Source organism: Neobacillus niacini (assembly GCF_030817695.1).
Lineage (GTDB): Bacteria > Bacillota > Bacilli > Bacillales > Cytobacillaceae > Neobacillus > Neobacillus niacini_F.
Genome location: NZ_JAUSZQ010000002.1, coordinates 4,252,316 through 4,272,978 on the forward strand (window position 1 = coordinate 4,252,316; position 20,663 = coordinate 4,272,978).

Genomic DNA, 20,663 nt, shown 5'->3' on the forward strand with positions numbered 1-20,663 from the left:
TGCCTCCAATATTTTTATAACCATTAGGAATACTTATATTCCCCTTAATTAAGAGAGAACATCCCAGCTAAACCAATGTTACAATGACCATTGCAACAAAAATAATGGTTAGATATTGCAATGAGTACACAAACATTAATTTTGCCCACTTAATATCATCTTTGATCTTATATCCATAAATCCCTAATACAAGCCAACCGATATTTAATACAGTTGCCAAAATTAGAAATGGGATTCCTAATGAAGTAAGTAATAAGGGTGTTGGCAGAAGTGCTGCAACCCATACTAGGATGTGTTTCTTTGTTGTTTTAAAACCCTTCACTACTGGAAGCATTGGGATGCCAGCAGCGCGATATTCCTCTACCCTTCTCATTGCAAGAGCATAAAAATGTGGAGGCTGCCAAATAAACATAATAATAAACAATGACCATGCGATAATATCGAGATTTCCATCTACTGCAGCCCATCCGATTAATGGAGGTACTGCCCCAGAAATACTGCCTATGATTGTATTTGAAACCAATTGTCTTTTAGACCACATGGAGTATAGGACAACATAAGTAAAAACCCCAAGCAGCCCAATCACTGTTGCAGTTACAGTAGTAAACAATAGAAAAATCGCACCTATAGCAATTAAGATAATACCCAATCCAAGTACCTTCGAAGGAACTATTTTCCCAGTAACCGTAGGCCTTGATTTTGTTCTTTCCATTAACGGGTCAATATCACGATCAATATAATTATTTATACTGCATGAACCCGCAATAATTAGGGAGGAACCTATAACGGTAAATAAAACTATATCTAAGTTATTTAGGAAACTTAGCCCGTTAAAATGCAGTGCAAGCCAAATTCCAGTAAAAGTAGTAATTAGATTTGAATTTACAATTCCAATCTTTATTAGTGCCATAAAATCTTTCCACATTGTGGTTTTTACCAAATGTGAATTTAGACCAGTAGAGCCATTTTCGATCGTCGCTTCACCGTATGCCTTTGAATTTGGCATCTTTCCCCCTCCTAAAATGTTCTAATTATTATTATAAACTCGATAGATAACTTTACCAAATTATAATAGTTATTTATAAGCTATTATTATTTTATAATATTGTTATTTATGAAACACTTTCTCTGTATATTAAATCACACTTCAGTGGATTTTTGTGAATTTTTTTTGAATAATTTTTGTCTAAATTGTGTCCGTCTGTATTCAATACTCATTATACTATATTTTAGAATCTTTAGATAATGAAATACACTCTAATTTAAGTAAAATCTAAATAATTTATTTGTGTTATAGACAACAAAAGTAAATATAAAGATTGTTATATATAAGTTCCACTTAGCTTACCTTTTATTACTAACAGACTCCTCTCTATTTAGCAATAGTTTTCACTATAATAATAGTTAAAACTCAAAGTTATTTATAACCATATATTCTAAAAAAAGTTATCCAAAAATTTCAGTTTTAATTCTGTTCTTTTTCCTATGTTTTCGTTATGATAAATAAGTACTTTTATCATTTATATTCTAAATCATTATATTTACAAAATATTGATAAAAATGATTAAACTTTTATTTAAAGAAGGTGATTTTTTGCAACGTTCTTTGAAGTGGTTAGCTGTGGCAACTACTATTGGAATGATTTTAGTTTTACTAGGGGGCGCACTTGTTACAAAAACAGAATCTGGTATGGGCTGCGGAAGATCTTGGCCATTATGCAATGGGGAGTTTGTGCCAACGGAGATAACTCCTGAATTAGTTATTGAACTTGCTCACAGACTAGTATCTGGTGCGCTTGGATTAATGGTACTCGTATTATCCATTTGGACTTGGAAAGTAATCGGGCATATTAGGGAAACAAAGTTCCTTTCCTTTCTATCCTTTTTCTTTTTACTATTGCAAGGTTTAATTGGAGCAGCAGCTGTTATTTGGGAACAGTCTGACTTTATCCTCGCATTGCACTTTGGTATATCACTAATTTCTTTTGCCGCTGTATTTTTGCTCACTTTATTAATCTTTGAAATTGATAAAAAATTTGATGCAGATAAGCTCATAATTGATAAAAGAATGAGTTTTCATATTATCTCTATTTCCATTTATAGCTATTTTGTCATTTATACAGGTGCCCTAGTTCGTCATACCAAATCAAGTTTGGTTTGCCGTGATTGGCCATTATGTATCAATGACAGCCCCGCACTCCCAACTAACCTATTTGAATGGGTGCAGATGGGACATCGTGCAGCGGCTGGTCTTATCTTTATTTGGATTGGATATGTTACTTATATAGCAGTAAAAAGGTATCGTCAGCAAAAAGTTCTCTATTGGGGTTGGATTAGTGCGTTTACTTTAGTAACCCTCCAGGTATTATCCGGAGCTCTTGTCATTTTCACGCAGTTAAATCTTTTCATTGCTTTAATGCATGCTTTATTTATTACCTGCTTATTTGGTGTCCTAAGCTATTTTCTTTTTTTACTATCAAGATCACGAAAAAAACAATAAAAAAAAGTTGCCAGTTATTATACTTGGCAACTTTTTTTATGATTACTTATCCAATTCGAGCAATAAATCTCCCGTTTGAATGGCTTCTTCATTTTTTACGTAAATTTCTTTTATCACTCCTGAAAAAGGAGCTTGAACGGTTGTTTCCATTTTCATTGCCTCAGTGATTAGGAGATGGTCCCCTCGTTCTACTCTCTCCCCTTTTTCCACTAATACTTTTACAACAGTACCAGGCATTGTAGCCGAAATATGTGTTTCATTTTTAGGATCTGCTTTTACTCGAGTTAATACCGAAGCTTTAATACTTTCATCTTTAATATTAACCTCACGCGGCTGACCATTAAGTTCAAAATACACCACACGCGTACCGTCTGCCTGCGGCTGACCAATTGAGACAAGTTTAACAATAAGTGTTTTTCCTGTTTCAATCTCTACCTCAATTTCCTCCCCTAGCCTTAGACCATAAAGGAAAGTAGGGGTGTCTAGAAAGGATAAATTTCCGAATTGCTCAACGGTATTTAAATACTCTTTATACACCTTTGGATAAAGTGCATAGGAAATCAAATCAATATCCGATATGTTTCGTCCTAAATCCTTCTCTAACTCTTCCTTTAAGTCCGTAAAATTAATATCTGGAAGTAATTCACCTGGACGGACCTCCAATGGCTTTTTCCCCTTTAATACGACGTTCTGAAGTCTTTCCGGGAATCCTTGATGCGGCTGTCCGAGATATCCCTGGAATAATTCAACTACGGAATCTGGGAAGTCAATTGATTCTCCTTTAGTAAGGACATCAGCTTCTGATAAATTATTTTGTACCATAAAGAGTGCCATATCCCCGACAACCTTAGAAGATGGCGTAACCTTTACGATATCCCCAAACATGTGATTAACTCTAGTGTACATTTGTTTAACCTCATCCCAGTGCTCTCCAAGTCCGACACCCTTGGCTTGCTGCTGGAGATTACTGTATTGTCCACCTGGCATTTCATGCTGATACACCTCAGAATGCGGTGCAACCATTCCACTTTCAAAATCGTGATAATATTTTCGGACATCCTCCCAATAATAAGAAAGCTGTTCCAGGGCTTCAATATTTACATTTGGTTTCCTATCCTTACCCTCTAATGCATAATAAAGTGAATTTGAGCTTGGCTGAGAAGTCAGCCCTGCCATCGTACTTAATGCCGTATCCACAATATCTACTCCGCCGTCAATAGCACGTGCATATGTGTAAATACCATTCCCGCTTGTATCATGGGTATGAAGATGAATTGGAATATCTATCGTTTCTTTTAATTCAGAGATTAGGCGATAGGCAGCTTCCGGTTTTAGCAAACCAGCCATATCTTTTATCCCTAATATATGTGCTCCTTGGTTCTCAAGCTCTTTGGCAAGTGTTTTATAATAGTTCAAATTATATTTCACTCTTGTTTCGTCGAGAATATCACCAGTATAACAAATCGCTGCTTCTGCAATCTTTCCGCTGTCTCGAACCGCTTCAATCGCAATTTCCATTCCAGGCACCCAGTTTAAACTATCAAAAACTCGGAATACATCAATACCTTCCTCTGCAGACTTTCTTACAAATTCACGGATCAGATTGTCAGGATAATTTTTATATCCTACTGCATTAGAACCACGGATTAACATTTGAAATAGAACATTCGGAATTTTTTCACGAAGAACCTGTAATCTTTCCCATGGATCTTCTTTTAAAAAGCGATAGGCTACATCAAAGGTTGCTCCCCCCCACATTTCAAGAGAAAACAGGTTTGGTAACAACTTTGCTGTCGGTTCAGCAATATGCAAGATATCAGTTGTTCTAACCCTGGTTGCTAGTAACGACTGATGGGCATCTCTGAAGGTAGTATCCGTTAGCAGTACCTTTTTTTGATTCTTTAACCATTGAACAAGACCTTCAGCACCATTTTGGTCCAGTATTTGTTTCGTTCCTTCCTGGTAAGGAAAATCATATTTTAATTTAGGAATTCTCGGGTTAGAAAAAACAGGTCTTTTCTTTTTCTCAATTCCAGGGAATCCATTTACCGTCACATTTCCAATATACGATAGCATTTTGGTTCCACGGTCTTTACTAACTGGAAATACGAATAATTCCGGAGTTGAATCGATAAATGATGTATCATATTCCCCTCTTCTAAACTTCTCATGTCTAACTACATTCTCTAGAAACGGAATGTTGGTTTTGATTCCGCGAATTCTAAACTCACGCAGGTTTCTAACCATTTTTGATGCAGCTTGTTCAAAGGTTAATGCCCATGTAGAAAGCTTCACAAGCAAAGAATCATAATAAGGTGTGATGACAGCACCTTGAAAACCATTTCCAGCATCTAGACGTACACCGAATCCCCCTCCGGAACGATAAGCCATAATTTTTCCGGTATCAGGCATAAAGTTATTTAGCGGGTCTTCTGTTGTAACACGCGACTGAATAGCAAAACCGTTAATACGAATCTCTTCCTGTGGAGGAATACCGACAATTGGGCTGTGTAGATCTTGGCCTTCAGCAACTAAGATTTGTGTATGTACAATATCAATTCCTGTTACCATTTCAGTTACAGTGTGTTCAACTTGAATCCTTGGATTTACTTCTATGAAATAAAAGTCTTCACCCGAAACCAAAAATTCAACTGTCCCTGCATTTAAATAAGCTACATTCTTCATCAGCTTTACTGCAGAAGCGCATATTTTCTCACGTAATGAATCTGATATTGATACACTAGGTGCTACTTCCACAACCTTTTGATGACGCCGCTGTACAGAACAATCCCGATCATATAAATGAACGATGTTCCCATTTTTATCCCCAAATATTTGAACTTCAATATGTTTTGGTTTTTCAATTAATTTTTCCAAGTATACTTCGTCACTGCCAAAAGCTGCTTTTGCCTCTGATTTAGCTCGGTCAAATGCTTCTTGCATTTCTTCTTGATTTCTAACAATACGCATTCCACGTCCGCCGCCGCCTAGGGCTGCTTTTATTATGATTGGAAAACCATGATGAAACGTAAAATCCTGAACTTCTTCAATGTTTTTAACTGGTCCATCACTGCCAGGAATTACGGGTATACCCGCCATTTCGGCTTGCTTTCTTGCTTTGACCTTATCACCAAACATATCAAGGTGGGTGGAGGTTGGTCCGATAAAAATAATTCCCTCTTCTTCACAACGTCTTGCAAAATGAATGTTCTCAGATAAAAAACCATAGCCTGGATGGATGGCATTTGCACCGCTAAATTTTGCAATTTCAATGATTCCATCAATGTCTAAGTAGGCATCAATCGGTTTCTTTCCTTCACCAACTAGATATGCCTCATCTGCTTTATAGCGATGGTATGCACCTGTATCTTCCCTGGAGTAAATTGCAACCGTTTGGATATTTAATTCGGTACATGCCCGAAAAACACGAATGGCAATTTCTCCTCTGTTTGCGACTAACACTTTGTTGATTTGTCTAGTCAATCTAAGCACCTCATTCTTTCTATTTTTTATATAAAAGCGCAGGGATTTGTTTCCCCGCGCTATGTTCGAAATTGATATACATTTCCTTCTTGGTGGTTACTAGTTTTTTCTTGGTGCTTTTGTTTGTATTTATTTTCATATTTAACAAACATAGATACATTAACAAGAATACCAGCTGCTATTGCTAATTGTAAAAGTGAAGATCCACCATAGCTCACAAATGGTAATGGGACACCTGTTAGCGGCATAACTCCTGAAACCCCTGCTAGATTTATAAAAGACTGTATTCCAATCATACTCGATATCCCAATAGCCAATAAACTGCCAAATGGATCCTTACACTTCAAGCCCAGGTAAATTCCCCGTAATACAATATATCCTAGAGTTATGATTACGAAGCTGACACCCCAGACTCCTAATTCTTCTGCAATGACTGCCATAATAAAATCTGTATGAGATTCTGGTAAATACCCTAACTTTTGGACACTCTTCCCTAATCCTAATCCATTTACACCGCCTGAGCCAATCGCAATATACGAGTTTGCTAGATGGAACCCAGAATCAAGTTCATCTTCGAATGGATTACTCAAAACTTGAAAACGCTCCAAACGTTTTTCCGAAAAAATTTCGTCCTGCAATACTAAAATAACAGGAGATAAGAGAATCATTCCAAGCAAAACTAATTTGGTGATCGTTTTGATATTCATTCCTGATGAGATAATTATAGTACCTGCAATTAGTCCTATAATAAGTGCTGTTCCAAAGTCTGGTTGAAAGGCAATCAAACCAAGCACGATTACTAGATAGGCTAATGGCGGCAATACACCGTGATTGAACTTATTAATGTATGCCTGTTTTTTCGCGTAAACAGCCGACAAATAAATAATAAGAGAGATTTTTACAAACTCTGCCGGCTGAATACTAATAAAGCCAAAGTCATACCAACTTTGAGCATTTCCTCTAACTTGTCCAAATACAAATAGACCTAAAAGACTTAAGATGGATAACCCCACCATTGGTAATAAGAACTTTGTACTTTTCATAATTTTATAGGGAAATAATGCAATAAATATAAAAATCAATCCAGAGGTAATTAAATAGAGCTTTTGTTTTTGATAAAAATAATCACTTTCTACCCCATATCGTTGAACGGCTGATGCCATACTGGCACTATAAACCATCACTAATCCAAATAAAGACAAAAGAATAATCGCGATGATTAATGAATAATCATAGGATTTCAATATTTTTTTAAACATCTTATAACTTCCTCGTTTTTAAAATTGTCGTTATTGCTATTATAATAGAAAATGAAACAATTGGGTTGAGGAAAAGTTACATTACTTCAAAATTTCGTATAGGAATATTCTGAAAACGGAAACGGTTAATAAAAAACTCAAACAACACATCATTATTGTTTGAGTTGTTTGAGTTTTTTTAGCTATTTTCTAATGGATGCTTCATGAAGCGCAGATAATTCTCTTTCTAATTTATCTAGTATCGCTTTGCCATCCTTGACCTCAATTAAGCCTAATCTAACCGCAAATTCTATCTCTCTAGATAAACCAAACATTTGCGTATCCAATACCTCTTCATAAAGTGGGCATTGAGGCATCGTGAGATTTTCCATTTGCACTTTAATAAGCTTTAATATTTTTTCAGCGTCTGCCTGTAACAAGGCATAGGCTTTTTCATGATGATTCACTATCATTTCAGACGCCAACATTGATCCCCCCATTCAGAGCGATAACCCAACTTATCTATAAATTTTACCTTTTAACACAGAAAAATGCAAGAACAATAACTGTGGAAGTCTTTTGCTGTACCATATTACTTATATGACATTCACTCTATTTCACGGTATACTTTACTAGAAATGAACGGGAGGAATGAAAGATGGAAAACATAATTGTACTGTCCGGCAAGGTTAAATATACGATTACTCTCGATCCCAGTGTTTGGATTTTTGATGATCGAAGGGTTGATTTGACTACTTACTTCTTAACCACTTCAAATCCCTCTAACGACCTAGAGGAATATACTAAATCAGTATCTAAACATTGGGACCGTGAAATTATGGAAGGCGCTGTCTATCCGCCAACCTTAAACACAGAGAAGAAATACGAGAAAGAAAAGGTATTAACGGGAAGCTTCGGAATCCCATTTGAACCTTTTTTAAAAAATGCTGAGCCAGATGAAAGTGCAGCAGCTTTAGTAATAAAAACAGCAACATCACAACACGAAATTTCTCTTGATAAGGCAAAGAACTTAGTATTAGGTTTTTCGAAGGCTGGGAAACCACTTTCAGAAGATGGACCTGTCCACGTTTATTTCGGAGATGGTTCTAACCAGCAAAACCCGATTAAATATGTCAAGGAGTTTACTATAAAATAAGTAAACAACGGGTGCCAATGCGGTACCCGTTTGTACATTGTATCGATATTATTCCTCATGCTGTTTACAGCAAGTCTGCAGCCAGCCTTGCTAATCCAGATCGCTCTCCTTTTAGTAATTTAACATGTCCGGAAATAACTTGGTCTTTAAAACGTTCGACAACATAAGTTAAGCCATTATTGTAGGCATCAAGATATGGGTGGTCGATTTGTTCTGGGTCGCCCATTAAGACAATTTTACTTCCCTCACCTACACGTGTTAATATGGTTTTCACCTCATGTTTAGTTAAGTTTTGGGCTTCATCAATGATAATAAATTGTTTTGGCAGACTTCTTCCCCTGATATAGGTTAAAGCTTCCACTTCTATCGATCCCATTCCAGCAAGGATGGCATCCAATTCTCCAGGTTTCTTGGTATTAAATAGATATTCAAGATTATCAAAAATCGGCTGCATCCAAGGTCTAAGTTTTTCCTGTTTTTCTCCAGGTAAATACCCTAAATCCTTACCGACCGGTACAATAGGTCTAGCAACTAATAGCTTTTTAAACTCCCTAAAATCTTCAGTCTGCATCAATCCTGATGCTAGAGCTAAAAGTGTTTTACCAGTACCTGCTTTACCTATTAATGTTACTAACGGTATATCTTTACGGAGTAATAACTCAATTGCCATCGTTTGCTGTACATTCCTTGGATGTATTCCCCATACATGTTCCTGATTAATTGCCAGTTTCTTTACCTTTTGCTTTGTTTTATCGATCATCCCTAACGCTGAAGCAGATCCACCCAGAGCATCTTTCATGATTAAGAATTGATTCGGATAAAACGAATATTTACCTATTTCTGATAAAGGTAACTCCCCTTTTTCATAAAAAGTCCCCATTAATTCTCCAGATAAATAAACCTCTAAAAAACCAGTGTAAATATGGTCGATTTCGACCACTCTGTCGCTTAAAAAATCCTCTGCCGTTAAACCGATTGCGTCAGCCTTTACTCTGACTAATGCATCCTTACTTACAAGGATCACCGGTTTCCCATCTTCCTTCTGTTGTTCTTCTGTTGCTAAATTTTTTGCTACTGCAAGAATTCGATTGTCATTTGTTTTCTCAACAAAAATTTCCTGTAATTCATGAAATGCACGGTGATTAAGTTCGATTCTAATGGTTCCACCGTTTTCAAGTGGGATTTTTTCATGAAGTTTCCCCGCTGCTCGCAATTCATCAATTAATCTTGATACATGGCGGGCATTCCTGCCAATTTCATCCATGTACCTTTTCTTTGAGTCCACTTCTTCAAGGACAACTGCAGGAATGACTACTTCATTATCTTCGAATGAGAATATGGAATACGGGTCTTGTAATAAGACGTTTGTATCTAACACGTATATTTTACTCAAAGCGACGCCTCCACTTTTTCTAGTTGTGGCTTGTTCATGGTTCAAACAAACCGATTGCTAGATAGGACTTTGGTAAAATATATGTTTGTTCGAATAAAGATAGAAGGATTTCCGCACAATAAATGTAAGTTCAGTATAACAAAACTCGAGTTTTCGTTGAATCATTTATACAACTCTATGTGGAGGTGGATTTTTTAAATGAAAAAGGTTTTGATGTTTGCTTGTTTATTATTAATCTTAGCTGCTTGTAACAATAACACCAACAATGCTCAAAATAATGAGAAGCAATCATTAGTTAATGTCAAGAACAGCAATATAGAAAATGTAGATAGGCAAACAGGTCAGGAAATTTCCAAACGATTAGTTGAACTTGCTACTAGTATTCCTAATGTCCATGATGCAACTGCTGTAGTCATTGGCAGATATGCAATTGTTGGTATTGATGTAAATTCGAAGATTGAGCGCTCACAAGTCGGGGCAATAAAATATTCAGTAGCCGAAAGTTTAAAAGAAGACCCTCATGGTGCACGTGCCATCGTTGTTGCTGATGCAGATACCAATCAACGCCTTAAAGAAATTGCAGCAGATATTGAAAAAGGAAGACCCATCCAGGGTATAATGGAAGAACTTGCCGACATTGCGGGCCGGTTAATGCCTGAAATCCCTGGAGATATGATAGATCCTAATCCTAAAAATGCTCCTGAGGAACCTAAGAAAAATCTGCAGGAGAATGAAAAGAAAAGTTTAGAGGACAAACAGCAAGAAGAATCAAAACACCATAAATGAAAAAAGCTTAGTCGCGAGACTAAGCTTTTTTCATTGCTTCCATAACCTGCTTATCTAATCGAGAGGCTGCATTTTTATCATATGTTTTGTCATACTGTGGCTCTGTGACGATCTTCGAACCATAGAACATGACGTCTCTAACTTCGTGAATACTAATTTCAATTAACGCTAGCTTTAAAGGAACGTCCTGCAGGCGCTCTTCTTTCAACGAAGCTTCACCTTGTATGGAATATGTAGATTCATTCGCAATTAAATTGATAACCACCTTATTATTGTGTGTGATATTTTGAATAATTCTTGATTTATAATCTACAGCAAAATAGATGGTTTCTTCATCTTTTGCTAAAATCCAAGATATCGCACTAACATTTGGACCACCTGATTCATAGTCCACTGTTGCTAATGTTACAAACCTTTCTTTTTGCAACTCATCATACAAAGGCTTAATGAGTCTTGGTTCCACTTGATTTGGCATTTTTACAACCCCTTCATTTATATCCTTACTCTATGTTAAAAAAACAGACATTCTCATAGTACTATTATCTGTTTTTTTCAGCAACTTAATCAGATTGATTTACTAGTCAACATAGTTGCATGATATACTATAGTAAAACAAAGCAAGACTAGAGGACTTGAGGTGCATTATGAGAGTTAAATGCGTAATCTGCGACAAAATTGAATCGATAGAAGATGAATCCTTTATAGCAAAACGTCTTCGAAATCGTCCAATCCATACATATATGTGTCATGACTGCAGCAGTAGAATCTCAGAAAAAACAAAAGCAAGAATTGATACTGGTAACTTTAGATTATACCGAGCACAGTCTGAGAAAGACGATTGGTAAAAAAAATTCATGCCGAAACCGGCATGAATTTTTTTACTCTTCAACTGGAAAATTACAATATTTATCTGGTTCTTGATTGATTTGATTAAGCATTACTTCGATCAGGTCACGAGGAAATCGAGTCTTCTTCGTTTCACCCTCATGGATAAAGGAAACATAATACATGACTTCATCCGTTGTCACTTCAATGTTTGTTAGATGTTGTTCATCCTTAATAATCTCATCAAAAAGGTCTAACGTTTCTCTTGCTGCAGTATCTTCAGGACGAGCGTCACAAACAACCTTAATCGATAGCCAATTATAGAGTGCATCCTGTACCGATCTCATGAATATATCCCCCGTTACTTAGCCTCAACTTGCTGTTTCTTCGACTGGTGCAAGCGAATTTTGTAAATGATTAAGATTAAAGCCGCAACAACAAGACCCTCTGTTATTGGTAAAAAAATTCCTAGTACAGTAAGAATCGTACACCCTGCAGCTAAAAAGATATAAATCATTATTGATTTTCCTAGTGGAAGCTTTTGAGCAAACCCAAGTTTATATACCAAGATGGACAGAGCAACAATTGTGAAATAAAGTAGCCACATTCCCATTTTTGGATATTCAGTTACGTTATAGAGGGCTGGAAAAAACGAAAGCCGGTCTGCTATATTCACGCGTATTACCTCCCCCGAAGAGATATTAGCTTAAATTTCTGCGTATTTTTTCTTTTTAGCCATTCTTTCGCGTTCATTCTTATCAAGAATTTTCTTACGTAAACGAATTGATTCCGGTGTAACTTCACAGTATTCATCTTCGTTTAGGTATTCTAATGATTCTTCAAGAGTCATGATTCTCGGCTTCTTAATAACAGACGTTTGATCCTTATTCGCAGAACGAATATTTGTTGCTTGCTTCACTTTTGTGATGTTAACGGTAATATCATTTTCACGCGTGTGTTCACCAACAATCATGCCTTCATAAATTTCAGTTCCTGGTTCAACAAAGATTGTACCACGGTCCTCCACTTGCATGATACCATATGTCGAAGCTTTTCCTGACTCCATAGATACAAGTACACCTTGGCGTCTTCCTCCAACTTGCCCTTGTACCATCGGCTGATAGCTGTCAAACGTATGATTGATAATTCCATAACCGCGTGTCATAGTTAAGAACTCTGTAGTATACCCAATTAAGCCGCGTGCTGGAACATTAAAGATTAGGCGAACTTGACCCGAACCATTATTAATCATATCAATCATTTCGCCTTTGCGGGCACCAATAGATTCCATTACAGAACCTGTATGCTCTTCAGGTACATCAATTTGAACTCTTTCAATCGGTTCACAACGAACACCATCAATTTCTTTCACAATAACTTCCGGTTTAGAAACTTGGAGCTCATAACCTTCACGGCGCATGTTTTCGATTAAGATAGATAAATGTAGCTCACCACGTCCTGATACGATCCATGCATCTGGAGAATCTGTATTTTCAACTCGTAAGCTTACATCAGTTTGCAATTGAGCGAGAAGTCTTTCTTCAATTTTTCTAGAAGTTAGATACTTACCTTCTCTACCTGCAAATGGGCTGTTATTTACGACAAACGTCATTTGCAATGTTGGTTCATCAATTCTTAGAATTGGCAGTGCTTCCTGGTGCTCCACTGGACAAACCGTTTCACCTACATTGATATCTTCCATACCAGAAACAGCAATTAAGTCTCCTGCTACAGCTTCTTGAATTTCCTGTCGTTTTAAACCAAAGAAACCAAAGATTTTCGTTACACGGAATTGTTTAACTGAACCATCTATTTTCATCAATGCAACCTGTTGCCCAACTTTCATGGTACCGCGGAAAACGCGCCCAATTCCAATTCTTCCAACATAATCATTATAGTCCAGCAGGGCAACTTGGAATTGCAGGGGCTCATCACGATTGTCAATTGGGGCTGGGATGTGTTCAACAATGGAATCATATAAACATTGCATGTTTTCATCCTGTTTTTCAGGATCAGTGCTAGCAGTACCATTTATTGCAGAAGCAAAAATGACCGGGAATTCAAGCTGATCTTCATTGGCATCCAGCTCGATAAATAAATCAATAACTTCATCAATTACTTCTAATGGGCGTGCAAAATCACGGTCAATTTTATTAACGACAACGATTGGAGTTAAATTTTGCTCTAATGCTTTTTTTAAAACAAATCGTGTTTGAGGCATTGTTCCTTCATATGCATCAACAACGAGTAAAACACCATCAACCATTTTCATGATTCGTTCAACTTCTCCGCCAAAGTCAGCATGTCCCGGTGTATCCAGGATATTGATTCGTGTATCTTTATATTGAATCGCTGTGTTTTTAGCGAGAATCGTTATTCCACGTTCTCTTTCCAGATCATTTGAATCCATGGCACGTTCTTCAACATGCTCGTTGGTACGAAATGTTCCAGATTGCTTTAATAATTGGTCAACTAACGTCGTTTTCCCGTGGTCAACGTGCGCGATGATCGCTATATTGCGAATATCTTCTCTTATTTTCAAGTAATTCACTCCTGCCTCTATTTCAAAAAATTTTGAGCTATTTATAGTTTCCCATATACAACTAATGTATTATACCACATTTATGGTGGAAAGCTAACTGCATTTTATGTAGAATTAAGCTATGTAAATTATCACATTAATAATTTTATTTTTCATATGACAAAGGGGACTAGCAAAATGAAGCAAATTAAATGGATTTTTGTCGTTTTTGCAGTACTGGCAGCTGCAAGTATTATGGGAATAGGAGTGGCAATTGGGGAAGAAAGTATATTAGGGGTAATTGGCAGTATCCTTGCACTCGTTCTTATAATGGGCTTCGGATTTAAAACAAAAGCAAAATATAGAGCAAATGGAGATTTATAAAAAGAAAAGCTGCAGCGCCTAGGCGCTGCAGCTAGACAAAAAAGAAGCCTGCGCAGGCTTCTTTTTTACCATTTACCTTCTTTTAGATAATCGTTAATGATAGTTTGGTGTAAACCTGGTTTGGCAACGAGCAATGAGTCTTTTGAAAGAAAATCCAACTTATGTCCTCTTAAATTGGTGACAACACCGCCTAATTCCTCAATAATAACTGAACCAGCAGCAACATCCCAAGGTGACAACCTCATTGAAATATAGGCATCCACTCTCCCTGTTGCCACAAACACCATTTCAAGAGCAGCTGTACCGTAAGATCTCGTCCCTCTTGCTTCTCTAACCAGTGGTATAAGCAAGTTATGGTCAATACGATGATTTTCCATTACCCAGGTTGCATTTAAAGCGATAATCGATTCTTTTACTGTCACTTTGTTAAGAGGAGGCAGCTGAGTATCGTTCATAAATGCACCTTTACCAGAAATAGCATGATATAATTCACTGTGTGCTACATCATAAATTATCCCAATTTTGCCCACTCCATTTTCATACACACCTAAGGATATAGCAAAATTTCGCTGTTGATGAATAAAATTCATCGTCCCATCAATCGGGTCGATAATCCATACAACGCAATCAAGATTATTTACTTCATCCCCAAGCCCTTCTTCACCCAAAATTCTATGGTTTGGGAACGTTTTTCTGATTTTATGAATAAAGAATTGTTCAATTTCTTTATCTATATTAGTTACTAAATCATTAGGATTTGATTTGGTTTGGATATTTAACGTTTCAGTAAAAGAATCCCTAATTTTATCACCAGCTTCCATTACCCATTGCTTAGCCTGAAGATCAATGTACTCCCAGTCCATTTTATCCCTCCATTTTTCAATCCTATATGTAACATATCATTAGCTTAATCAAATTTATGTAAGCCTTCAACTTTTAACACCTTTATTTTTATGTACAAAACAATAAACGAACTCTCTACTTCCCTACACAGAGTTCGTTTTATAATATGAATATGAAATTCTTTATTTTCATTCTAAATGGTATCCCCTTTGAAAACAAATTATCAAAGAGCTTTTAGTTTTACTAACTCTTGGCGGATCTTTTCTAACTTCTGTTTACATTCCTTCATCTTTTTTTCATTTTTTTCTTCAATCGCTTCAAATAATGTTGCCAGCTCATAATCCATTTCTAAGCGTAAATAGGCTAATCTTTCTTTCTCTCCAACCTTTTTTAGTGAAGTATTCATCAATTGTTTCATTTAGTTTTCTCCTTTCGATTGTTATTTAATTTTTCAGACTATTTTTAGTAATATAATATGAGCCACCATGTAAGGTTGCAACAAATATGTGCGTTAACCCATATAAGCAGTTAGTTTCAAGAATTTTCGCTAGTATGCTACAATAAATGACAAATGTCTTCACATGGAGGTTTAGCAAATGGACTTTAAAGGTTTTAATAATGAAGATTTCGATGTTTTTCAAATAGATGGATTAGAGGCTAGAATGGAAGCATTAAAGGAACGGATTCGTCCAAAACTAGAAAGTCTTGGACATCATTTTGCACCAACCTTAACCACATTGACTGGGGATGAAATGCATGTCCATGTAGCCAAACACGCAAGACGTACGATAAATCCTCCCAAAGATACATGGGTTGCCTTTGCCGATAATCCCCGGGGTTACAAAATGCTTCCACATTTTCAAATAGGTTTGTGGAATACCCATTTATTTATTTGGTTTGCTGTTATTTATGAAGCACCTCATAAACAAGAGTTTGCTGCCAGATTCACAAAAAAAATAAACAAAATTTATAAAGAGATACCTAAAGATTTTGTTTGGTCTTTAGACCATACAAAACCTGAATCAGTACTACATGGAGAACTGTCAAAAGAGGATTTAAAAGGCATGTTTGATCGGCTTGAAAATATCAAAAAGGCAGAAATCTTATGCGGGTATGAGATTAAACGAGATGATGTTGTGAATTTAAGCACCGAAGACTTCCTACAGCAAGTGGAACAAGTCTTTAATAAAGTAGCACCTTTATATAAGATAGCTCTTAATATTAAATAAAAAACTCCTGAACTTGGTTCGGAGTTTTTCTTTGTTTATTTCATTGATATTCTTTCTCCCGGTGAGGCACTTTTGGCTTTTTTTATCGTTCTATAGGCAGAATAGCTGCTAATGTCCTCAAATTCACCACAAAGTGTCTTTTCTTCTGCTTTACTAGGGACGATTTCTTTGAATCGTCGATATATCGCCATCAACTCATCACGGTCAATTCCTTTTTCGTATGCTCTTTCTATTGCTTCGTAAAATTTTATTACGTCAACAATTTCATCTGTTGTCCAATGGTAATCAATGGGGTATTGGTATTCCATATTGTTTTCACCTGCTTACTATAGTTCTATAGGGCTGTGTTAAATTAGACTGTTGATTTGCGCTCCAGGCACTTCGCTTTCCGCGGGCGGTCCGGGGAGCCTCCTCGGCGCTTAAGCGCCTGCGGGGTCTCCCCTGCCCCGTCCTCCCGCAGGAGTCTTCGTGCCTTCCACACAAATCAACAGAGTTCTAAAAGCACTAATAAACTTTAACACAGCCTACCATTTATGTATAATACCTTTATTTTGCCCATTTTTCACGAATTTGTTCTGCGTCGGTTATTATTCGATTAAATAATTCTGTAACGGCTGGGATGTCTTTGATGAGTCCCATTACCTGTCCTGCCCATGCAAACCCTTCTTCTTCTGCTCCATCATAAATATATCGTTTGTTTGCCTGGCCGCTAATATAATTCTTCAACTGTTCGTAATTGCCATATTCTTTCTCTATTTCGAGTATTTTATTTGTCCATGTATTTGAAATTGCTCGCGCTGGCGCTCCAAGAGTTCGTTTAATTACAACCGTATTCGCTTCAGAGCCTTCTATTAGTCTTTTCTTATAAAGTTCATTGGCATGAACACATTCCTTGGTCGCAATAAAACGTGTACCCATTTCAATTCCTTCTGCTCCCAAGCTAAGAGCTGCCATTAGTCCTCTGCCATCACCAATACCGCCAGAGGCGATTACTGGTATAGAAACTGCATCCACCACTTGAGGAATTAATACGATTGTACCGATATCATCCCTGCCTAGATGGCCGCCGCCTTCCTGCCCCACTACCATTACCGCATCGGCACCTAATTCTTCAGCCTTTACTGCCTGCCTTCTAGCCGCTACAAGCACTAATTTTTTTATTGGTGTTCCTTTTAACTGTTCAAATATCGGAGCAGGATTACCACCAGTCATAGAGACCACAGGGACGTCCTCATCTATAGCTACTTGAAGCATTTCTTCGAAAGGTCTACCGTGCTGACCAATAGCGTAATTAACTCCGAATGGTTTATTCGTTAATTCTTTTACTTTTCTGATTTCTTCCCGAAGTTTAGCTGGACTCTCAAGCGACATTGCTGTAATTTGCCCAAGTCCCCCTGCATTCGAAACAGCTGCAGCTAGCTCAGAATAAGCTAAGTATGCTAAACCTCCCTGTATAACAGGATATTTGATCTTAAGTATATCAGTAACGCGCGTTTGCCAATTCACCGTAACCCCTCCTAAGTATGTTACCTTCATATTCTCCTTTAAAGGTTAATTTTCCTGTTTTATTGAGAAACTAATGTAACACGTGAAAAAGTGTTTATTTACGACACAAAATTCTATGCAAGCAATGCTATTAGTGCTATAATTCATTTGTTTTGTATTGATATTAAACGCATTCTGTATATAAAGAGGTGTGGAAATAAATTGTCTCAAAACCAAACACCGTTATTTAGCGGTTTATTAGAACATGCAAAGAAGAATCCGGTCCAATTTCATATCCCTGGTCATAAAAAGGGTGTTGGTATTGATCCTGATTTTCGAAATTTCATTGGTGATAATGCCTTATCAATAGACCTAATTAATATTGGTCCACTCGATGATCTCCATCAGCCAAAAGGAATGATTAAACAAGCACAAGATTTGGCTGCTGAAGCATTTGGTGCAGATAGAACTTTTTTTTCAGTTCAAGGAACGAGCGGTGCCATTATTGCTATGATTATGGCGGTTTGTGGACCAGAGGATAAAATCATTGTGCCTAGAAATGTGCATAAGTCTGTTATGTCAGCCATTGTCTTCTCGGGTGCGATTCCTGTGTTTATACATCCGGAAATTGATGAGGATTTAGGAATATCCCATGGTATTACAACTGATTCAGTTGAAAAAGCACTGAAACAACATCCAGATGCAAAAGCTGTCTTGGTTATTAATCCAACTTATTTTGGGATTTCCGCAGATTTAAAAAAAATTGTTGAAATTGCTCATTCTCATAACGTTCCCGTTCTTGTTGATGAAGCACATGGGGTTCATATTCATTTTCACGATGAACTGCCTCTTTCGGCTATGCAGGCGGGTGCTGATATGGCTGCAACAAGCGTTCATAAACTGGGCGGTTCGATGACACAAAGCTCTATTCTAAATGTAAAAGAGGGTCTTGTTTCTGCTAAGCATGTTCAAGCTATACTTAGTATGCTGACAACCACCTCAACATCTTATTTATTACTCGCTTCCCTTGACGTAGCCCGTAAACAATTGGCAACGAAAGGGAAAGAGTTAATTGATAAAACAATCAGTCTTGCCCAATCAATTCGAACAAGAATTAATGAAATTGATCATTTACATTGTATTGGGGAAGAAATCTTAGGGTCAAAGGCGACATTTGATTATGATCCGACAAAATTGATTATCTCAGTAAAAGAATTAGGCTTAACTGGGTATGAAGTTGAAATGTGGTTAAGAGAAAGACATAATCTTGAAGTTGAAATGTCTGACCTATACAATATTCTTTGTATCGTAACACTTGGCGACACAGATTATGAAGCCGATATTTTAGTAAAAGCATTAAAAGAGCTTGCGGAAGAACGAGAACATAGGAAGGAAAAGCTTGAACCAATGCCGGTTCTTCTTCCGGACATTCCTGTACTTGCGTTAACTCCAAGAGATGCCTTTTATGCCGATACAGAGGTTATTCCTTTCGAGGAGTCAGAGGGAAGAATTATTGCCGAATTTATTATGGTCTATCCACCAGGAATTCCAATTTTCATTCCCGGCGAAATTATCACAAAAGAAAATTTACATTATATTCGTGAAAACCTTGAAGCTGGTTTGCCTGTTCAGGGTCCTGAAGACGAGGAAATAAAAACCATTAGAGTTATCAAAGAGTATAAGGCTATCAAATAAAAATACAGGATTCCATTGAGGAATCCTGTTTTTATTTAAGTAAGCTTTTATAGTTCTTCTTCTGAATGGTGATCATCGCAACAATTACATCTAGAATAGAGAACTGTTACTTTTTCATCTTCGAAATGATCAATTGTTGAGTCGCAAGCCTGGCAAATGATTGTACCCATCTTTTTTCAATCCCCTTTTCATTATTAATTATACATTACATTGAAAACGCTTTATGTTGTTAATTTAATAATAATATAACACATTAGATTTATCAAGCCTAAATTGTATATCACATTTAATTATTTTTCTCACGAATAGGCCCACTAATTAGCCTTTTTATTTTCCATTTTCAAATTAAGTAACAAAAGAGACATTTATCTCCCTAACTGTTGTCATCTAGGTTTTTACAATGCTAGAATAAAAGAGATATCAATGGGACTAGGGGGGGATGATGATGGCTGAAAACGCATTTATTAAACTAGTGCCTTCATCTGCACAACAAACAATTACGGTAGAAGAAGTAAAAGAACTCTTAAATTATTATAAAGATATTACCAGTAGAACAGGGAATCAAGTTGATTGGGAATATGGCGAATCTGCCTTTCCTTATGAAATGAAAGAAAAAAGTGAAGGTAAAGGGAAATGGTTTTATTTGCAATCAACGAACGAACGTTATTACGCAATCTTAATTGGTGTCGACAAAGAAATCGTTCGCGATGAAGACGGTACGGAAAGAATCCAAACCTACATACAAGTCACTCTTCCGGAACAGTCAACTTTCGGTGATAAAGGCAAAGCAAATGAATTTTGTAAGTTCCTGGCAAAGAAACTAAAAGGAGAATTACACCTTTTTAACGAACGAATCATGTATTATTATCCGAGAAAGTAAGCGCACTCACTCCCATCTGTGGGAGTTTTTTTAATGAGTAAGTAGTGCAAGTGTATAATGAATCGAAGAATAAATCATGAGACTCAGAGACGTTATAAAAAGGGTTTTGGCAGTTGATTGTGTCACTCTATTGCAAAGTGCAAAAGCTAGGTAAAAGAATACAAAAAACATAATAACCTTGTATAATAGTTGGTCATGCTTAGAAAGCCATTCGATTAGCGTAAAACCACTCCAAATCATTAATTG

The 20,663-nt window shown here is 36.7% G+C and carries 22 protein-coding genes; 8 read left to right on the plus strand and 14 right to left on the minus strand.

Annotated features, from left to right (window positions below; translation table 11 throughout):
- Positions 1 to 67: 67 nt before the first annotated feature.
- Positions 68 to 1,006 (minus strand): heme o synthase, encoded by a 939-nt coding sequence (gene cyoE, locus QFZ28_RS21325; RefSeq protein WP_307196509.1) that lies wholly within the window; start codon positions 1,004 to 1,006, stop codon positions 68 to 70.
- Positions 1,007 to 1,593: 587 nt separating this feature from the next.
- On the opposite strand from cyoE, the gene QFZ28_RS21330 reads away from it, so the two are divergent.
- Positions 1,594 to 2,499 carry a COX15/CtaA family protein gene (locus QFZ28_RS21330; protein ID WP_307196510.1) on the plus strand — a complete coding sequence of 302 codons (906 nt, stop codon included), beginning with the start codon at positions 1,594 to 1,596 and terminating at the stop codon, positions 2,497 to 2,499.
- Between the two features lie 42 nt (positions 2,500 to 2,541).
- On the opposite strand, the gene pyc is transcribed toward QFZ28_RS21330, so the two are convergent.
- From pyc to QFZ28_RS21345, 3 genes are all read right to left on the minus strand, one after another.
- Positions 2,542 to 5,982, minus strand: coding sequence for a pyruvate carboxylase (gene pyc, locus QFZ28_RS21335; protein WP_307196511.1), 3,441 nt, complete (start codon positions 5,980 to 5,982; stop codon positions 2,542 to 2,544).
- A 59-nt stretch (positions 5,983 to 6,041) separates the two neighbouring features.
- The gene (locus QFZ28_RS21340) at positions 6,042 to 7,241 is read right to left on the minus strand and encodes an FtsW/RodA/SpoVE family cell cycle protein (RefSeq protein WP_307196512.1); all 1,200 of its coding nucleotides are present in this window, start codon (positions 7,239 to 7,241) and stop codon (positions 6,042 to 6,044) included.
- Positions 7,242 to 7,423: 182 nt separating this feature from the next.
- Complete coding sequence (locus QFZ28_RS21345; RefSeq protein WP_307196513.1) at positions 7,424 to 7,705, minus strand: YlaN family protein; 282 nt, start codon at positions 7,703 to 7,705, stop codon at positions 7,424 to 7,426.
- Between the two features lie 173 nt (positions 7,706 to 7,878).
- On the opposite strand from QFZ28_RS21345, the gene QFZ28_RS21350 reads away from it, so the two are divergent.
- Positions 7,879 to 8,376, plus strand: coding sequence for a peptidyl-prolyl cis-trans isomerase (locus QFZ28_RS21350; protein ID WP_307196514.1), 498 nt, complete (start codon positions 7,879 to 7,881; stop codon positions 8,374 to 8,376).
- Between the two features lie 64 nt (positions 8,377 to 8,440).
- Here QFZ28_RS21350 and QFZ28_RS21355 read toward each other — a convergent pair whose 3' ends face one another.
- Entirely contained in the window at positions 8,441 to 9,769 is a 1,329-nt protein-coding gene (locus QFZ28_RS21355; protein ID WP_307196515.1) for a PhoH family protein, read from the minus strand.
- Positions 9,770 to 9,967: 198 nt separating this feature from the next.
- Between QFZ28_RS21355 and QFZ28_RS21360 the strand changes: the two genes are divergently transcribed.
- The gene (locus tag QFZ28_RS21360) at positions 9,968 to 10,555 is read left to right on the plus strand and encodes a YhcN/YlaJ family sporulation lipoprotein (RefSeq protein ID WP_307196516.1); all 588 of its coding nucleotides are present in this window, start codon (positions 9,968 to 9,970) and stop codon (positions 10,553 to 10,555) included.
- Positions 10,556 to 10,574: 19 nt separating this feature from the next.
- On the opposite strand, the gene QFZ28_RS21365 is transcribed toward QFZ28_RS21360, so the two are convergent.
- Positions 10,575 to 11,030, minus strand: a complete 456-nt coding sequence (locus QFZ28_RS21365; RefSeq protein WP_307196517.1) for a pyridoxamine 5'-phosphate oxidase family protein — start codon at positions 11,028 to 11,030, stop codon at positions 10,575 to 10,577.
- Between the two features lie 169 nt (positions 11,031 to 11,199).
- On the opposite strand from QFZ28_RS21365, the gene QFZ28_RS21370 reads away from it, so the two are divergent.
- Entirely contained in the window at positions 11,200 to 11,400 is a 201-nt protein-coding gene (locus QFZ28_RS21370; RefSeq protein WP_307196518.1) for a YlaI family protein, read from the plus strand.
- A gap of 33 nt (positions 11,401 to 11,433) precedes the next feature.
- Here the strand turns inward: QFZ28_RS21370 and QFZ28_RS21375 are convergent, their stop codons facing one another.
- The 3 genes from QFZ28_RS21375 to typA all read right to left on the minus strand — a co-directional run bounded on the left by QFZ28_RS21375 (position 11,434) and on the right by typA (position 13,922).
- On the minus strand, positions 11,434 to 11,727 hold the full coding sequence (locus QFZ28_RS21375) for a hypothetical protein (RefSeq protein WP_307196519.1): 294 nt from the start codon (positions 11,725 to 11,727) through the stop codon (positions 11,434 to 11,436).
- A 14-nt stretch (positions 11,728 to 11,741) separates the two neighbouring features.
- The gene (locus QFZ28_RS21380) at positions 11,742 to 11,993 is read right to left on the minus strand and encodes a YlaH-like family protein (RefSeq protein WP_373428154.1); all 252 of its coding nucleotides are present in this window, start codon (positions 11,991 to 11,993) and stop codon (positions 11,742 to 11,744) included.
- A gap of 93 nt (positions 11,994 to 12,086) precedes the next feature.
- A complete protein-coding gene (gene typA, locus QFZ28_RS21385) occupies positions 12,087 to 13,922 on the minus strand; it encodes a translational GTPase TypA (RefSeq protein ID WP_307196522.1) in 1,836 nt (611 codons plus the stop codon).
- A 177-nt stretch (positions 13,923 to 14,099) separates the two neighbouring features.
- Here typA and QFZ28_RS21390 point away from each other — a divergent pair, with 177 nt between their 5' ends.
- A complete protein-coding gene (locus QFZ28_RS21390) occupies positions 14,100 to 14,285 on the plus strand; it encodes a YlaF family protein (protein WP_307196523.1) in 186 nt (61 codons plus the stop codon).
- A 65-nt stretch (positions 14,286 to 14,350) separates the two neighbouring features.
- On the opposite strand, the gene QFZ28_RS21395 is transcribed toward QFZ28_RS21390, so the two are convergent.
- A complete protein-coding gene (locus tag QFZ28_RS21395; protein ID WP_307196524.1) occupies positions 14,351 to 15,148 on the minus strand; it encodes an inositol monophosphatase family protein in 798 nt (265 codons plus the stop codon).
- A 203-nt stretch (positions 15,149 to 15,351) separates the two neighbouring features.
- On the minus strand, positions 15,352 to 15,546 hold the full coding sequence (locus QFZ28_RS21400) for a hypothetical protein (RefSeq protein WP_179597428.1): 195 nt from the start codon (positions 15,544 to 15,546) through the stop codon (positions 15,352 to 15,354).
- A 178-nt stretch (positions 15,547 to 15,724) separates the two neighbouring features.
- Here QFZ28_RS21400 and QFZ28_RS21405 point away from each other — a divergent pair, with 178 nt between their 5' ends.
- Complete coding sequence (locus QFZ28_RS21405) at positions 15,725 to 16,357, plus strand: YktB family protein (RefSeq protein ID WP_307196525.1); 633 nt, start codon at positions 15,725 to 15,727, stop codon at positions 16,355 to 16,357.
- Between the two features lie 35 nt (positions 16,358 to 16,392).
- On the opposite strand, the gene QFZ28_RS21410 is transcribed toward QFZ28_RS21405, so the two are convergent.
- Both QFZ28_RS21410 and QFZ28_RS21415 read right to left on the minus strand, forming a co-directional pair.
- Positions 16,393 to 16,665, minus strand: a complete 273-nt coding sequence (locus tag QFZ28_RS21410; RefSeq protein ID WP_307196526.1) for a UPF0223 family protein — start codon at positions 16,663 to 16,665, stop codon at positions 16,393 to 16,395.
- Positions 16,666 to 16,903: 238 nt separating this feature from the next.
- Complete coding sequence (locus QFZ28_RS21415; RefSeq protein ID WP_307196527.1) at positions 16,904 to 17,863, minus strand: NAD(P)H-dependent flavin oxidoreductase; 960 nt, start codon at positions 17,861 to 17,863, stop codon at positions 16,904 to 16,906.
- A gap of 201 nt (positions 17,864 to 18,064) precedes the next feature.
- Here QFZ28_RS21415 and QFZ28_RS21420 point away from each other — a divergent pair, with 201 nt between their 5' ends.
- A complete protein-coding gene (locus QFZ28_RS21420; RefSeq protein WP_307196528.1) occupies positions 18,065 to 19,537 on the plus strand; it encodes an aminotransferase class I/II-fold pyridoxal phosphate-dependent enzyme in 1,473 nt (490 codons plus the stop codon).
- 47 nt (positions 19,538 to 19,584) lie between these two features.
- On the opposite strand, the gene QFZ28_RS21425 is transcribed toward QFZ28_RS21420, so the two are convergent.
- Positions 19,585 to 19,707, minus strand: a complete 123-nt coding sequence (locus QFZ28_RS21425; RefSeq protein WP_307196529.1) for a GapA-binding peptide SR1P — start codon at positions 19,705 to 19,707, stop codon at positions 19,585 to 19,587.
- A 275-nt stretch (positions 19,708 to 19,982) separates the two neighbouring features.
- On the opposite strand from QFZ28_RS21425, the gene QFZ28_RS21430 reads away from it, so the two are divergent.
- Positions 19,983 to 20,417 carry a DUF1885 family protein gene (locus QFZ28_RS21430; protein WP_307196530.1) on the plus strand — a complete coding sequence of 145 codons (435 nt, stop codon included), beginning with the start codon at positions 19,983 to 19,985 and terminating at the stop codon, positions 20,415 to 20,417.
- Positions 20,418 to 20,663: the final 246 nt, after the last annotated feature.